Below are 15,588 nucleotides of genomic sequence, written 5' to 3'. Positions count from 1 at the left end.
TCAAGGTGTACCATACGGAAGGATTAATCGTCTCCAGCACGCTCAAATTCGATACGCTGAAGGACAATACCGTTTTGCCGGAACTATCCAGCAATTCGAGCGGATACGAATCGCCGATCACCTTCGGCTGCATGAAGCGGAGCTCCGCCGTCAAGCCGCCCTTGCCCGATACCGGAGCGAAGGAATTCGTGAAGCCTCCTCGGCGGCTCGCATTGGCATTATCGTTAATCCACAGCACATTCGTCGAATTCCCCGCAACCGCGGCCGACTTGTTATTTGCCGGGGCCGTTTCAGTAGGAGAATAATATTTATTGGTCAAATGGCTGTTATTGATCACCGTGATGTTGTTAATCGCCTCATCTCCGGCATTGGCGATGGAGACGTAGCCTGCCGGAGTGTCTCCGAGCGGGCTCGTTTCGAAATGATCGTTGATCAAATACACGCCCGGTTTCTCCGAAACCTCGCTCGAATCGGCGCTTTCGCCGCCGCTGCCTACGGCGCTGACGACGTAATAATAAGTCGTGCCGTTCGTTAAGCCGGCGCTCGTATAGCCGGTACCGCCGGTCACGGCAGCAATCGTCGCATACGGTCCGCCCGCCTTGACGCTTTGCTTGACGTTATACGACGCCGCTCCCGTCACTTCGTTCCAGGCAAGCTCCACTTTGCCGTCCCCCGCGGTCGCCGTCAAACCGGCCGGCGCGGCCAGCACCGACGGGTCCGCCAACGTGACGGAAACCATGTTCGAGTAGACGCTTTCGGTAACGGCATTGGCCGCCGTTACGACATAATTGTACGTCATACCTTTCGCCACCGCGTAGTCCGTGTAGCCGAGTCCGGTTACCGGAGCGGCGTTCAAACGGGTATACGGTCCGGCGCTGTTCATGCTCCGTCCTACGTTGTAATACACCGCGTCCGTGACGGCGTTCCAGCTTAGCGTAACCTGATTGTCTCCGGCCGTGCCGCTGAGCTCAGGAGCGTCAAGACCCGCCGGAAGCGCCCCCGCCAGATCGGCTATTGCCGTCGTAGGGGCGTTGGAATAAGACGGCAGCAGCGTGACGCTATCGAACGATGCGGACGCCGCTTTCCCGACGGCAAAGCCGACATACATCGGTTGGGACGCCGCCGCGTCCGTGATGCTCTTGCCGTTGACCCTCGTCCACGTCACGGTCGTTCCGTCCGATGTGCCGATATCGAAGTAAACGTCCGCTTTCGTGCCGCCCCATTGCTTGCTGACCCGCAAGTAGCTCGGAGGCGTATCGTACGTCGCATTGGCGCCGTCGATTTTATACCCCGAGTTGCTGGCCGCATTGGACGACGACGCCCCTTTTACGGAAACGTAGGGCTGGAACTGGCCGCCCGTTCCGTACATGTAGTTGTACACAAACGAGCTGCCCTGCTCCAGCGAGCTGCGGACGAGAATTCCCGCCTGGGCTCCGCTGACATAAGGGAAAGAAATCAGCCTGGCGATCAGGGTGAAATCTCCGCTGACGGGAGTATAGGCGTATTGAAATTGCTCCGCCGCCGCATTCTGATTCGTAATGCCGGCGGACGCGGTGCTCGTAACCGTAAAGCCGCCCGCCTTGCTATCGTAGACGGCTGTTCCCGACGACCCGTTATAGCTTAAGCTGCTCCAGCCGACCGGCAGAGAAGCCGCCTCCGCCTCCGGCAAGTTCAATAACGGAATATACGATGCCGCCAGTAAAAGACAGAGCATCACCCGCATCGATTTGAAGATTCTGCTTTTGATCATGTTGTCTTTGTGCCTCCTTCAGTATAACGATATTTTTGCTGCAGCAACTTCCTCTCGCGCATTCCCACTCCTTTTATGACATTTGGGGCAAGTGAACGGCTCCGGACGCTTTCCTCGCAGAAGAACGGGGACAGGCCGGACTTGTCCGCTTCGCCTCCCATTATGCGGCCCCTCGCATTTCCCCGCTATAATCATCTCGCAGGAACATGGATGATTATCCGACGCCGCGGTGCGTTACAGATCATATGCCGATTTCAACCTGACGGAGATGCGCTCCCCCCGCCGTCTCCCGCCAACCGCGGATATGCCGTCCGGAAAAATACAAATCCCCCCTTAAGGCGCTTCGCCTTCAGGGGGGATCGTATCGATTTAACTTTATCGCTTCGTCTGTTTCAATTGAGCATATTCGCCGTTCAATTCGGCGATAATCCGGTCGCCGCCGCCTCGCCGCCAAGCCTCGACTTCCTTCGCGAAGCCCTGCTCGTCGATTTTTCCTAAAATATACATATAAGTCGCGTCCGATATGATCGTCTGCAGCTCCGCGCCTTTCTCCGCCTGCGTCTCGGAGAATAAAGCCGCCGTCGGGTCCTGAACCGCGATCTCGGCGTTGTCCTGGATCATGCTCTGAATCTTGCTCTGCATCTCGCTGGTTTCTTCAAGCTGCAAATACCGGATATCGAACGTCCGCAGCGCATTGGCGTACGGCTCGACCTCCCGCTCCCGCAAAGTCTGGGTATCCGGGAAAATTTTCACCGTTCCGCGGCCGCCGTTCAGCTGATAATGGCGGCCTTCGATTCCGTAGGTGAGCAAATTATTGACATCCTCGGCCAGCAGGTTATTGAAAAATGCGAGCACACCGCGAAGCTCGGCCTCGGTTTTAATGCTTGCTTTCGGGAACAGAAACAACCCGCCGAAGCCGCCTCCGCCCCAAATCCGCTCGCCCTTCGGCCCTTGAATCCGGTTGGCGATGTCTACGACCGCTTCCGGATTAAGCTTCTGAATCCGGTACTGCATGGAGGAAGCTACCACATTGCTGATCATCATGCCTGCCTCTCCTTGAGCGAAGCGCTCTTCCTGCTGCGTCTTGCTCGTCACGGTAAAATCGGGGTTGATCAGCTTTTCCTCGTACAGCTTCTTCATAAATTTCATCGCCTGCGCGTATTCGGGCGTCATGAAATCCGGGACCAGGCCGCCGTCCGTCAGCCCCCAATTGTTCGGAGCGCCGAAGTAGGAGGCGATGTTCTTAAAAGCGCCGTACACAAGGTCTCCGCGGTCGATCAGGCCGTACGTGTCCTGCCGGCCGTTGCCGTCCGGATCGCGGTGCGTGAACGCCTTCAGCACCTCGTATATATCGTCGATGCTGCGCGGAGGCGCAAGTCCGAGCCGATCCAGCCAGTCCTTGCGGTATTGAATGCCCTGTCTCGATTGCGGGCGCTCCCAGTAAATGCCGTACGTTTTACCGTAATACGCCGCATTGTCGGCAATGACCGGGTTCATATACCGGCTGATCAGCGGATACTCCTTCAAATACGGCCCGATTTCCCAAAACAAGCCGGAGCGCACTCCGTTGATGACGGACGGATGCTTCACGTCGACCGCCTTGACCTGCATCGCCTTGGGCAGCGTCCCCGCAGCGATGGCCGCCGCCATTTTGTCGGTATAAATATTGTCCGGCACCCATGCGATCGACAGCTTCGTCTTCGTCATAGCTTGCAGCTGTTGCAGGATCGTATCCTGCGGGGGCTCCTCCTGATTCAGGACGAGCATCATGCTGATCTCGGGCGCGGGCGGCTCCGCTTCGCCGCTCTCTCCGCTCTGCGCCTGACCCGGCGGAGATAACGCGCAGCCGGACGCCGCCGCGAGCAGCCAGACGATGCCAAGCCCCGTAATCGCCCGGACGATATGACTGTTCTTCCGCATGTTTATCCCCCTATGGACGCTTCTCTGCTGGTCTGTTCATCCGCCTCCCGCGCCGATTCGCGGAATTTCCCGGGGCTGACGCCCTCCGTTTTCCGGAAGGAGCGGATGAAGTTTTGCGAGTTGTTGTAGCGCAGCCGCTCGGCGATTTCTTTGACCGGCATGTCCGTCTCCTTAAGCCATGCCAGCGCGATATGATGGCGGTACTGGGCCAAATAAACGCTGAAGGCGACGTCCATGCTCTTGCGAAACAGCGTGCCCAAATAGCTGGCGTTATAATGAAGGCGGTCCGCGCACGTATCGATGGTCAAATCGGTATCGAACTCGGCGTGAACCATCTCGACCATCTGCTTGACCAGAACGCGGTGCCGAACCTCCGTCTGCCCTTCGATCCCGGCGATCACAGGCTCGATGAGCTGCTCCATAAACCAGGCTTCCCCGGATTCGGGCAAGCTCAGCTGAAACAGCTCGTCAAGCAGCGCCTGCTGCCGCGGCATCGGAATCGCCTGCCTGGCGACGCCGCTCGCAAGGCCGAGCACATTCATGAGCAGCCGCACCGCATGATACTGCATGTCGTGGGCGTTCGGGCTGCTTTCTTCGATTTGCCGGAGCATTTCGGCAAGAAGCGGGCGAGCCCGCTCCCGGTCGGCCAGCTTTACCGCGTCGAACAGCTCCGATTGCAGCGCGAACGGATACGCATAGTGCAGCGTCAAATTTTCCCCCAAGTCCGCAAAGCAGCCGATGCCTTCCTCTCCGAAAACGGCATGTCTTTTGGCCGCCTCGACCGCTTCTTCATAAGCGCGCGGAACATCCGGCAGTCGCCGATACGACAAGCTGATGCCGATATGCACTTCCAGGCCGAGAACCTCGGCCGCCGTTTGCCGCATAAGCCGAGCCGCAGCGAAAGCGTCGGACAGCAGCCGCTCGTCGGAGACGTCGTTGCCGGTCAGCACCGTAGCCTGCGTTCTTCCGAGCACAATCGGCTGCAGCCTGCGCTCCTCGGCAATAAGCTCCTCGGCCATGTTGTTTACGGCAAACAGCAGAAGGTCGATGTCCTTCCCGGTGAAGCGGGTGTTGTCCAGAGCGCCGAGCTGCAGCGCAAGCACGCAAAAACGGGAAAAATTTTGCCGCATCCCGAGGCTCTCCATCCGTTCGGCGATCTCCCCCTCCTTCATCCCGAAGAGAAACAGCTTGACCATCACAAACGTGCGCAGCAGCCCGGTTTGCCCTTCCAGCCTGCTTTCCAGCCGTTTCTTGGCATCGAACAGCGTATGCACCTGCTCTCCGATCATCTGAATTTCATCCAGCGGCTTCCGGGGCGCCGCCACGCCGATTTGCGACAGCACTTCTTTATAGATTTGGGCGATCGGGCGGTACAGCCGCCTCGACCAGAGCAGAGACGCCATAATGGACAGCAGCAGCAATCCGGCGCAAATATACAAAGTAAACCAGCCGATTTCGCGGGAGGAACGCGTTAGCTGATCCAGCGGAACGACGGATACGTAGGTCCAGCCGTTATAATCGGACTGGCGGTAGGTAACCGTAAACGACCGGCGGTCCATGCTCGTGTCGTACTGCCCCGACTGCCGGGGAAGCTTCAATACCGACTGCCGCAGCGACCGCTCCATATCGTCCAGCGCCACCCCTTTCTTGATCAGCATGCGCCCTTCCCGATCGTACATTAATACGGCTTCATGGTCGGCGTTAACGGAAATTAACCTGCTTAAGCCGCAGGCCGGAATCCGGATCAGCGCCGCCCCGGAGCCTCGATATGCGGTGAGCGGAAGCCGTTTCAGCAAACGAACGTCGATCCCGCAAAAATCGTCGGCCGTCCCGGAGGCAGCGCTTTCATTCGAAGGCTCGGCCCATATTGCCCGGTCCTCGCCTGTTGCGGGACTTGACGAAGCTTTCACGGCGCCTGCATCCCATTCGGAAGGGGCGGCAGGCTCGGGCAGCTCCTCCGGCGCATGGCTGGCCAGCCAGCTGTCGAGCCGGTACAGCCCTTCATTATTGATCAGCCAATTACCCGATTTGCTCCATACCTGAATATCGTCAATCCCGGTATCGAGACGCTGCAAGCTGCTAAGCTCGGTCTTCACCTGCGCATACATCTGGAACTGATCCGGGCGCAGCGGCTCGTTGAGCGCCGTTTGAATAATTTTGGACCCGAGAAAATGAGTCGCCGCCTGATCGACCACCTTCAGAGAATGCTCTACGTTCATCTGCGTTTGCTGCAAGCTTAACGCCGTTTCCTTGTTCATCTGCTCCCGGACGACGCCGGACGATTTGCCGTAAGAAAACAGGCCCAGCAAAATAACCGGCAGCGCGCTCATAATAAAGATCAGCCATACCCATCTGGCATAATAGCGGTTCGGTTGTGTTTTCATCGCGCTCTCTACGTTCACCCTTTGTTCAGGCAGCCTTGAAAGCGGCTTCCCGCTTCGTACCCCACATTATAACATAAACCGGGCGATCGGAAGGCACCGAACCGAAACGGCACGAAAAAAAGCGGACTGCCGGAGAGCGTCAACCGCCCGGCGTCCGCAGTCTATGCCTCGCCGAGAATAACGCTCCTCAGCCTCTCCAGCTCCTCGCGTCTCGTCTTGGCGTGAATCCGCTCGTTCGTATTATGCTTTCTTCGATGCTCGTCCTCCATCTCTTGCAGCTCCTTGATCCTCCGATCGATCTCTTCCAAAATATGATTCACCGTATCCATACGTTCGTACCTCCGCTTTCTTTAGGTTTTAGTAGAATATGTATCTTTCCTTGTTTGTTGCGAAAAAGAGTTGCTCATTCGCCAAAATCGGTTATAATAATGATAATTGTTCTCATTATTATGACCGAGGAGTTGCGACAATGAGTTTACTGCTTCCTGTTACCACTTTGCTTCTCGTAGGGCTCGGAGCCTTCTGCATTTTCACCTCCATGGACTATGATCGAAGAATCCGGAATAGGACGAAAGCAGCAGACATGTCCTTGCGCCCTCTTGCCCGCCCGGCTATGTCCTATACGAACCGATCGGACCAATGATCAGACCCCGCCGTCGCTTAAGCGCAGGGTCCGGGTTCACTGGTTCGTCATTTATCTCAATAGACGCAATCCGTTAACAATAACAAGAATCGTGCTTCCCTCGTGTCCGACCACGCCCAGCGGAAGCGGAATCCCTTGAATAAAATTAGCCGTAATCAGCAGCAGAATCACCGACAGCGCAAAAATCATATTTTGTTTGACGATGGACGCCGTCCGTCTGCCGAGCAAAATCGCCTCCGGAATTTTCTCCATATCGTCGCTCAACAGCACCACATTCGCCGTTTCGAGCGCCGCATCGCTACCCGCCGTTCCCATCGCGATTCCGACAGTAGCCGTAGCCAATGCAGGAGCGTCATTCACTCCGTCCCCGACCATAGCGACAAAGCCGTAGGCTTCTCTAAGTTCTTTGACCCGGGCTACCTTGTCTTCGGGCAGCAGCTCGGCGTACACGATATCGATTCCCGCTTCCTTGGCGATCGTCTCGGCGGTTTGCCGCTGATCGCCCGTCAGCATGGCGACCTTGACGCCCTGCTTCTTCAGCGCGGCAATCGTCAGCACCGCCTCGGGGCGAAGCCGGTCCCGCAGCGCGATGACGCCGACGGCGCCGCGCGAATTGTGAATGACGGTGACGGTTTTGCCTTCGCGTTCCAGCCGTCCGATAGTCTCCGTTACTTGTTCCGTAGCAAGCTGCTCCTCCAGGAAGGCGGGTTTCCCTATCTTCCAAGTATCCCCTTTCCACTGCGCTTGAACCCCCCAGCCGGTGCGGGTCGTAAATTCCGTCGGACGCTGCAGCGTCAGCCCTTCCTCCTGCGCGCGCAGCACGATCGCTTTGGCCAGCGGATGCTCCGACAAGCTTTCCAGCGACGCGGCAGCCTGCAGCATCTCGTTCTTATCATATCCTTGAAACGGGATCAAATCCGTTACAACCGGAGTTCCGGTCGTCAACGTCCCGGTTTTATCGAAGGCTACGACTTTGGTGCGGGCGAGATTTTCCAAATGCGCGCCGCCTTTGAACAATACGCCTTTTCTGGCGCTGTTCGAGACGGCCGATAGCATAGCCGGCATGATCGAAGCGACCAATGCGCAAGGCGAGGCGACGACCAGAAACACCATCGCTTTGTAAAACGACTGCTGCCATGTCCAGGCAAGCAGGAACGGCGGAACGACGATCAGCAGAAACGACAGCACAATAATCACTCTCGCATAAATCCGCTCGAACCGTTCGATGAACCGCTGCGTGGCCGGTTTTTCGCTTTGCGCTTCCTGCACGAGGCGAATGATTTTGGCGAACAGCGTCGATTCGCTCGGCTGGCTCACCTCAATGAACAGCGCCCCTTCCCCGTTCAGCGTTCCGGCGAACACTTCGTCTCCCGCCGCTTTATCCACCGGAATCGATTCACCGGTAATTGCAGCTTGGTTCACGGCGGAGGCTCCTTCGGTAATGAGGCCGTCGGCCGGGATGCGTTCCCCCGGTTTGACCAGGACGATGTCTCCGAGCTTCAGCTCCTCGATCGAAACCGCCCGTTCCTCTCCGTCATGGTACAGCACCGCCATCTCAGGCTTCAGCTCCATCAGCGATGAAATGTCGCGGCGGCTCCGTTCCATCGTATAGCTTTCCAGCACTCCGCTAAGGGAGAATATAAAGATAAGCACCGCTCCCTCCGCCCAATAACCGATGCTGGCGGCCCCGATCGCCGCTACGATCATCAGCAGGTTGACGTCGAGATCCCGCTCTTCGATCAGCGTTTGCAGCCCTTCCTTCGCTTTGACGAAGCCGCCGACGATAAAGGCGGTCAAATAAAGAATAACCTCCCATGTATGTGAAGTACCCGAGATCCCCCATGCGGCCGCGATAAAAATCCCGCTGGCTAACGCCGCCATGCCTTCCCCGTATCTTTGAATCCAGGCGATTAATTCTCCGGTCGGCCGGGCTTGCTGTGATTGCAGCTTTTGTTCTTTAGCGTGTTCTGCAGATTGTACGGATGAAATCATTGCTATCACTCCTTCTCATTGAGAATGAATCCCATTATTACTTCCCTTAAAATGCCACATGCTGCTCCTTGTTAGGGAGCAGCATGTATAATCGAGAATGATTCTCGTTTTGACCTTATTCAATTAAGTTGCCGTAAGGAAAGTTCTTCTTTAGAATTATTATAATCTACAATGAGAAAAAAGTAAATGGGCTCCTGTCATGTTCTGGCAGTTCATCTGCAGACCGCTTCCATTACAGTTGCAGCTTCTTACTTAGAAAGTCAACCCAAGTCGCTATGACATTAAGGTCATTATTGCTGATTTGCCCATTTCCAAAAAAGGGAGTCAGAATAACGTATTGTTCCTTTCCATCTTGCCGTACGCGATGACCGACAAGAAAATCTTTCGCTTTTTCCTTCGGGACGCCCTTAATCAGGCCGGTAACAGGCTTAACCTCAGAAGTGCTGTGCGCAGTAAAACTAAAATTTAACAGATGATTAAAAAAAGGAAGCAGTTTAAACTGGCTGTCTTTAATTCCCGCATATCCTATAGTAATAGGAAAATCAAATTTATCGTATAAAGAGCAAAGAATTTGCGTACGCAGCGCCTCGGGCTTCTCGTTATACGCTACATATTCCTCATAATTTTTAAAATGAAAGCCTTCAACATCGTACAAAAATCTTCCTTGCTTGGGAAGAGGATAACGTTCGATCATCGCCGTATGTGAGTTTTCTTTATGAAGCTTCTCATGAAAACAATCGATAACAGCAGAGCCGGCAAGCGCATGATCCTTTGATTGAGTTACTCAAGGAGCTCTTGCTCATCCGCTTTCGCCTCGGCCGCCAACAAGAAAAAGCCCGATTGCTCAGGCTTTTCCCGCTTGTATTCGACGTTGGACCGCTCACCTGCCGCTTCAGCCGTTAATGTCCGCCAGCAGCCGCTCCAGCTGTTCTTCGCCGACGGCTCCGCCGCCGAACGCCAGCAAGCTTCTCAGCGGCATATATCTCATCATCGCCATCAGCATTTCCGAATGGCTCTCATCCTGCGCCATGCTCATCAGGCCGCTCGCTTGGCCGAATTGCTGCAGAAGCGCGCCGATCTTCTGCGAGCTTGCCGGATCTTGCATAAGGTCTCCTACGGTTGAATTGAGCGTATACGTCTTCTTGAGCGTCACGGTCGAGTGAACCGTAAGCTGCTCTTCCAGAACGATATTTTGCGAGGATGTACCGATCAATATCATGAACTGCCCGCTTTCCACATGCCAATCGCCGAGCTCGACGTTGTAATAGGCAAAGGCGCGTTTATCCAGCGTGAACGATACGGTTCCTTGTTCTCCCGGCTGCAGCTCGATCTTGGCAAAAGCCTTCAGCTCTTTGTCGGGGCGAATGACCGTGCTCTCGACATCCCGGACATACAGCTGCACAATTTCTTTCCCCGGGCGGCTCCCGGTATTCCTAACCGCGACGGCGACATCCAGCGTCTCCGTATCCTTCATCTCTCGGCTGCCGAGCGTAAGCTCGCCGTATTCGAACGAAGTGTAGCTCAGCCCGTAGCCGAACGGGAATAACGGCTGAATTTGTTTTTTGTCGTAATAACGGTAGCCGACGAAGATGCCTTCCCGGTATTCGACCCGGTCGCCTTCGCCCGGGAAGTTCAAATAAGACGGATTGTCGCTTAATTTGACAGGGAACGTTTCGGCCAATTTGCCGGAAGGGTTGGCCACCCCGTATATAAGGTCCGCGATAGCGCCGCCGGCCGCTTGCCCGCCGAGATAACCCTCCAGCACCGCCTTAACCTTATCGATCCAAGGCATGACGACGGGAGCCCCGTTAAGGAGAACGACGACGATATTGCTCTGCACCTGCGCGACGGCTTCAATCAGCCTGATCTGGTTCTCCGGCAAATTCAGATGACTGCGGTCGTACGCTTCCGATTCATACCGGTCCGGCAGCCCGGCGAACACGACCGCGGCCTGCGCTGCGCTTGCCGCCCGCTGCGCTTCGGCGATCAGCTCCTCGTCGAGCGCATCGCTGTCCAGACGGTACCCCTGCGCATACGATATATGCGACGGATGACCGGCGAGCTTCTTCATTTCCTCTACCGGATTGTCGAGCATCGTCGGCACGATGTGAGAGCTTCCCCCGCCCTGATATCTCGGCGACTGCGCGAACGCCCCGATGACGGCCACACTGGATGATGCGGACAGCGGCAGCAGAGGCCCGTCGTTTTTCAGCAGCACCATGCTCTCGCTCGCCACTTCTCGGGCCAAGGCATGATGAGCCGCCTGATCGTAAGCCGCATTCTCTTTCTGCTGATCGACAGCCATGAAAATAATCCGTAGCAGCCGCTCCACGGCCCGATCCAGCGCTTCTTCGGACAGCTTGCCGCTTGCGACCGCCTCGACGATCCTGCGTTCTCCCACGCCGTTGCTGGCCGGCATTTCCAGCTCCAGACCGGCAGCCAGCGCATCGTCGCGCCGGTTGACCGCGCCCCAATCCGATACGACGAAGCCTTCATGCCCCCACTCGTCCTTCAAAATATCCGTCAGCAGCTTGACATTCTCCGAAGCGAACGTGCCGTTCACCTGATTGTACGAGCACATCACGGTCCAAGGCTGCGCCTTCTTCACGGCCCCTTCGAAGCTGGCCAAATAAATTTCGCGCAGCGTCCGCTCGTCGACCACCGCGTTCGTCGTCATTCTCCGGTGCTCCTGATTGTTGACGGCAAAATGCTTCAGCGACGTGCCGACGCCTTGGCTCTGCACGCCTCGAATATGGCCGGCCGCCATCTCCGACGATAAATACGGGTCCTCGGAGAAATATTCGAAGTTTCTGCCGCATAGCGGAGAACGCTTAATATTGGCCCCGGGTCCGAGCAGCACCGCAACCTGCTCCGCTTGACATTCCTCGCCCAGCGCCACGCCGACGCGGCGAACCAAATCTTGATCCCAGGAGCTGGCCAGACCGGCGGCCGACGGGAAGCAAGTGGCGGGCACGCTGTCCAACAGCCCGAGATGATCCGCCCCTTCACGCTGCTTGCGCAGGCCGTGCGGGCCGTCCGTAATCATAATCGAAGGGATGCCGAGGCGCTCCACGCCCTTCAAGTGCCAAAAATCAAGCCCCGAGCACATGCCGGCTTTCTCCTCCAGCGTCATCCGGGCGATAAGTTCCTTCCAATCGCGTTCCATACAATCGTTCTCCTCCCGCAAAAAAAATAACCGCTTTCATAGTTCCATTATAGAAAGCGGTTTCGGGATTTTATTGTACAATAACGTTATTTTTGGTACTTTTATCGCTTAGCTTCTTTTGCGGCCTTCGGGTCTTTTCTAAATTGCAGAGGCGTAACCCCTGTCACTTTTTTGAACACCTTCGTAAAGTAGCTCTGATCGTTAAAATTGAGCCTCGCACAAATATCGGACAAGGAATATTCCGTTAACGTCAGCAGCTTTTTGGCTTCCTCAATGCGTTTCATTTGAATATATTCGCTCACGGCCAGTCCGGTTTCTTGTTTAAACAGCTTCGACACATAACCCGGACTCCGATCCGCCCACCGGGACAGCTCCCGCAGCGAAATGCCCTCGTACAAGTGCATAAAGATGTAATGCTTGCATCGGGCTATCGTGCTTGAGACATGATCTTCCCGGTTCTCCTTCACTTTGGCGGCGAAATCGAGCAATGCCTCCTGCAGCGCGTTCCGAACTTCCCTGGCGCCCGTCAGCTCCTCGATATGCTGAATGTACAAATCGCTCATCGTATAGGCGACCTCCGGTTGAAGGCCTCCTTCCATCGCCGCCCGGGTAGCAAGCGCAATCGCGGCTATGCTTAAATTTTTCTCGTTTCGGACGTAGCTTTTTTTCGCCAAAATGCCGAGCCCTTCCTCGGTCAAGATGCTGGAAAATTCAACCATAAGCTCATCGGTGCGGCCGTCCTTAATCAACTGCAGCATCCGTTTTTCGAAAATCGTGTCGTGATGAAACGTCCTGTTGAACAAACGATGCGACACATGCAAATCGATGTTCCCGGCCAGCGCCGCCCGCATTTGCAGCGCATGATTCACCCGCACGATGTCGGCGGTATCTACCTTGCGGCCGTACACGAAATAATAAATAAGCGCTCCCGCATGAAGCAGCTTCATTCTGCTCATCACGGCAATCCGCCGATAATGCTGCCGTAAGGAGTCGGCATCCGGCCAGCCGTAATCCTGCATCAATCCGTTGATGACATCCTCCGGCACGGGAGCGGTTAGAATCGGCCCGGCCATAAGGCTGCCCGCATATTCGTCCTTGTCCGTCAACCGGACTTCGATATAATGCTCCAGCGTCCCGGTCTCCCGCAGTAAAGGCGCTTCCGCCGAGCCTCCGCCGGCGGTCAAGCTGCCGAGAAGCTCTTCATGCTTGCCGCGAAACATCGGATTCGCCTGTCCCTGCCCGTAAACGAGCTCGATTCGAGGGCTCGGACTTAGATAATAAACGGGAAACTCGAAATTATCGTTCAATAGGCTGCAAACGTTAGAAAGCTTGTTCATATCCCATAGCGGTTCCATTCGGTTTACCTCGACCTTCGGTCCGTCGTTGTCATGGCCTTTCCCCCGCATTTTAACATAAGCGTCTCCGTTCTGTACACGGCCCCGGCCCGAGGCTTGGCGGTTCGTTAAAGGCTTATGTCTATTGAGCCGATGATGCCGGTGATACGTCCACACCCGCTTCTCCTTAGCGAATAACATAGCATAAATAAATCAATTCGATTCCATATGTTTCCGTATCGGATAGTAAACGTAAGCGGGGGGTGCACTTCAATTGAAAATTGTCATTATGGCCGGCGGAAAAGGAACGCGCATTTGGCCGCGCAGCGCGGATGATTTGCCCAAGCAATTTCTGCCTTTCCTGTCGGAACAGTCTTTGATCCAAGAAACCGTAGATCGTTTCCGCGGCTTTGTGCCTTCATCCCGCCTGTTTATCGCCCTGCCGCAGCGCTATTTGCCGATAGCCAGGCAGCAGCTTCCGGACATCCCGCCGCATATGCTGATCGTCGAGCCGGAGCAGAAGGATACCGCCGCCTGCGTTGCGTTGGCCGCTTTCCGGTTTCTACAAGCCGGAGACGACGAACCCGTTGCCTTCATCCCTTCCGACCAGTATGTAGGGGACAAGGAGGTGCTGCTAACGTCATTGACGGCGGCGGAGAAAACCGCCTTGACGCTTGACGCGATCGTCACTCTTGGCATCATGCCGACCAGACCCGATACCAGCTACGGCTATCTGCTCACTTCTGCAGCAGCGGCGGCGGATGCAGTTCCGGCTGAAACGCGCCAAGTCGCCCGGTTTGTGGAGAAACCTTCCGCGGAACGGGCCCGGGAATTGATCTCCGATCCGAACGTGTACTGGAACAGCGGGATTATCGTCGCTCGCCCTGCGACGCTGAGGCGCTCCATCGAACTGCACGAACCGGCAATCTGGGACTGTCTGACCCGCCATCCGCATGATCCTGCTGCCGCTTATGCCGGCATGCCGAAGCTGTCCATCGATCACGCCGTGATGGAACGAGCGGAGAAGATCTACTGCATTCCGGTTGAATGCGGCTGGGACGATGTCGGTTCCTGGACCTCACTGCCGCGCCATACGGCGCTTGACAACGACGGTAACGCGATCCGGGGCGACGCCGAACTCATCCGCTCGGCCGGCAATATCGTCTACGTAGAGGGGGGGCCCGCCCTTATTATCGGGGTCAACGATCTGATCGTGGCCTCTACCTCCAGCGGGTTGCTCATATGTCCCAAATCCGAGGAGCCTCGGCTGAAGAGCTGGTTGTCCTCCCGTAAATAAACACAAAGGAGTGCATTTATTTGTCCGCAAACCGTGACATAAAAATAGACATCGTCATTCCCGCCATCCCTAAAGATCTGGCCACGCTTCCCTATGTGATCGACAGCGTCCGCAAGCATGTGAAGCATCCCATCGGAAACATCTTCGTCGTTTCGCCGGACAGTCCCCGAATCAAGGATGTATGCCGGCGCAAACACTGCCGCTTCGTGCATGAGAACAGCGTACTGCCGCTGCGAAAAGATCAGATTGCCTACCGGTCCAAACGTTGGGAAAGATCCGGCTGGCTGTATCAACAGCTGCTTAAGCTCGGAAGCAGTTCAGTGACGGAGCAGCGCTACTATCTGGTTATCGATGCCGATACCGTCATGATCCGGCCGCATCGGTTCCGGGTCGGCGGAAAGTCCGTATTTTACTGCCGAGGCTGGAGCCAGCCTGAATATTTCGCTTCCTACCGGAGGCTGCTCGGCAAGAAAGCCCCCCGCCCCCGTTCGTTCGTAGCCCACTATATGATGTTCGATAAAGTGAAGCTGCAATCGCTCAAAAATACCATTCAGAGCAGGCACGGTACCGCATGGTACAAAGCGATTTTAAAATCCGTCGACCGCACCAAGCAGTTTGGCTTTTCCGAATTCGAGACCTACGGCAACTACGTCTATACGAACGAGTCGAATCGCGTACGCATGCTGCCCGCGCTGAACAAAAGCCTGTCCTCTTCCCCTTCGGCCCTTTCCAAGGCCAAACTCGGTCGGCTTGCGTCCCGCTACCGCTCGCTTTCGTTTCACAAGCGAAAGGGATATTCGCTGCGGCTGCCGAAACGGCGTTCATAACGGGCATACAGGACAAGGACCGCTTCCTCCCGAGCGGTCCTTGCTTCGCTTACATACGATTGAAATCCGTTATTTACATACCGGCAACCGCGCAGGCATGTCGTCCATTACGAGCGTACCCGGTCGCTTTGCACGGCCGGAGGCTCGAAAGTTTTGAAAATCGATACAAATATTGACAGTGCTGCTTAACCAAGGTATTATGTTTTTACATCACAGACATGAATGCGTTTTCAATACAAGTTTCACCTAATCCTTTGGCCCCCGTTATAGGGGAA

At 55.8% G+C, this 15,588-nt stretch carries 9 protein-coding genes; 2 read left to right on the top strand and 7 right to left on the bottom strand.

Annotated features, from left to right (window positions below):
• Positions 1-2,125 precede the first annotated feature (2,125 nt).
• The 7 genes from SK3146_RS27790 to SK3146_RS27760 all read right to left on the bottom strand — a co-directional run bounded on the left by SK3146_RS27790 (position 2,126) and on the right by SK3146_RS27760 (position 13,390).
• Positions 2,126-3,670, bottom strand: coding sequence for an extracellular solute-binding protein (locus SK3146_RS27790; RefSeq protein WP_249861819.1), 1,545 nt, complete (start codon positions 3,668-3,670; stop codon positions 2,126-2,128).
• A gap of 2 nt (positions 3,671-3,672) precedes the next feature.
• Positions 3,673-6,054 (bottom strand): helix-turn-helix domain-containing protein, encoded by a 2,382-nt coding sequence (locus tag SK3146_RS27785; protein ID WP_249861818.1) that lies wholly within the window; start codon positions 6,052-6,054, stop codon positions 3,673-3,675.
• A gap of 161 nt (positions 6,055-6,215) precedes the next feature.
• Entirely contained in the window at positions 6,216-6,383 is a 168-nt protein-coding gene (locus tag SK3146_RS27780) for a hypothetical protein (protein WP_249861817.1), read from the bottom strand.
• A gap of 365 nt (positions 6,384-6,748) precedes the next feature.
• The gene (locus SK3146_RS27775; RefSeq protein ID WP_249861816.1) at positions 6,749-8,689 is read right to left on the bottom strand and encodes a heavy metal translocating P-type ATPase; all 1,941 of its coding nucleotides are present in this window, start codon (positions 8,687-8,689) and stop codon (positions 6,749-6,751) included.
• A gap of 232 nt (positions 8,690-8,921) precedes the next feature.
• Positions 8,922-9,383 (bottom strand): hypothetical protein, encoded by a 462-nt coding sequence (locus SK3146_RS27770; protein WP_249861815.1) that lies wholly within the window; start codon positions 9,381-9,383, stop codon positions 8,922-8,924.
• Positions 9,384-9,581: 198 nt separating this feature from the next.
• Positions 9,582-11,855, bottom strand: a complete 2,274-nt coding sequence (locus SK3146_RS27765; protein ID WP_249861814.1) for a beta-glucosidase — start codon at positions 11,853-11,855, stop codon at positions 9,582-9,584.
• A 101-nt stretch (positions 11,856-11,956) separates the two neighbouring features.
• Positions 11,957-13,390 carry a helix-turn-helix domain-containing protein gene (locus SK3146_RS27760; protein WP_249861813.1) on the bottom strand — a complete coding sequence of 478 codons (1,434 nt, stop codon included), beginning with the start codon at positions 13,388-13,390 and terminating at the stop codon, positions 11,957-11,959.
• Between the two features lie 73 nt (positions 13,391-13,463).
• Here SK3146_RS27760 and SK3146_RS27755 point away from each other — a divergent pair, with 73 nt between their 5' ends.
• Together SK3146_RS27755 and SK3146_RS27750 are read left to right on the top strand one after the other, a co-directional pair.
• Positions 13,464-14,486: a mannose-1-phosphate guanylyltransferase gene (locus tag SK3146_RS27755; RefSeq protein WP_249861812.1), complete on the top strand. Its 1,023-nt coding sequence runs from the start codon at positions 13,464-13,466 to the stop codon at positions 14,484-14,486.
• A gap of 20 nt (positions 14,487-14,506) precedes the next feature.
• Complete coding sequence (locus SK3146_RS27750) at positions 14,507-15,313, top strand: DUF6492 family protein (protein ID WP_249861811.1); 807 nt, start codon at positions 14,507-14,509, stop codon at positions 15,311-15,313.
• The last annotated feature ends 275 nt before the right edge of the window (positions 15,314-15,588 follow it).

It is taken from the genome of Paenibacillus konkukensis, assembly GCF_023523925.1.
Lineage (GTDB): Bacteria > Bacillota > Bacilli > Paenibacillales > NBRC-103111 > Paenibacillus_S > Paenibacillus_S doosanensis.
This window is presented reverse-complemented; position numbering and strand designations above follow the sequence as displayed.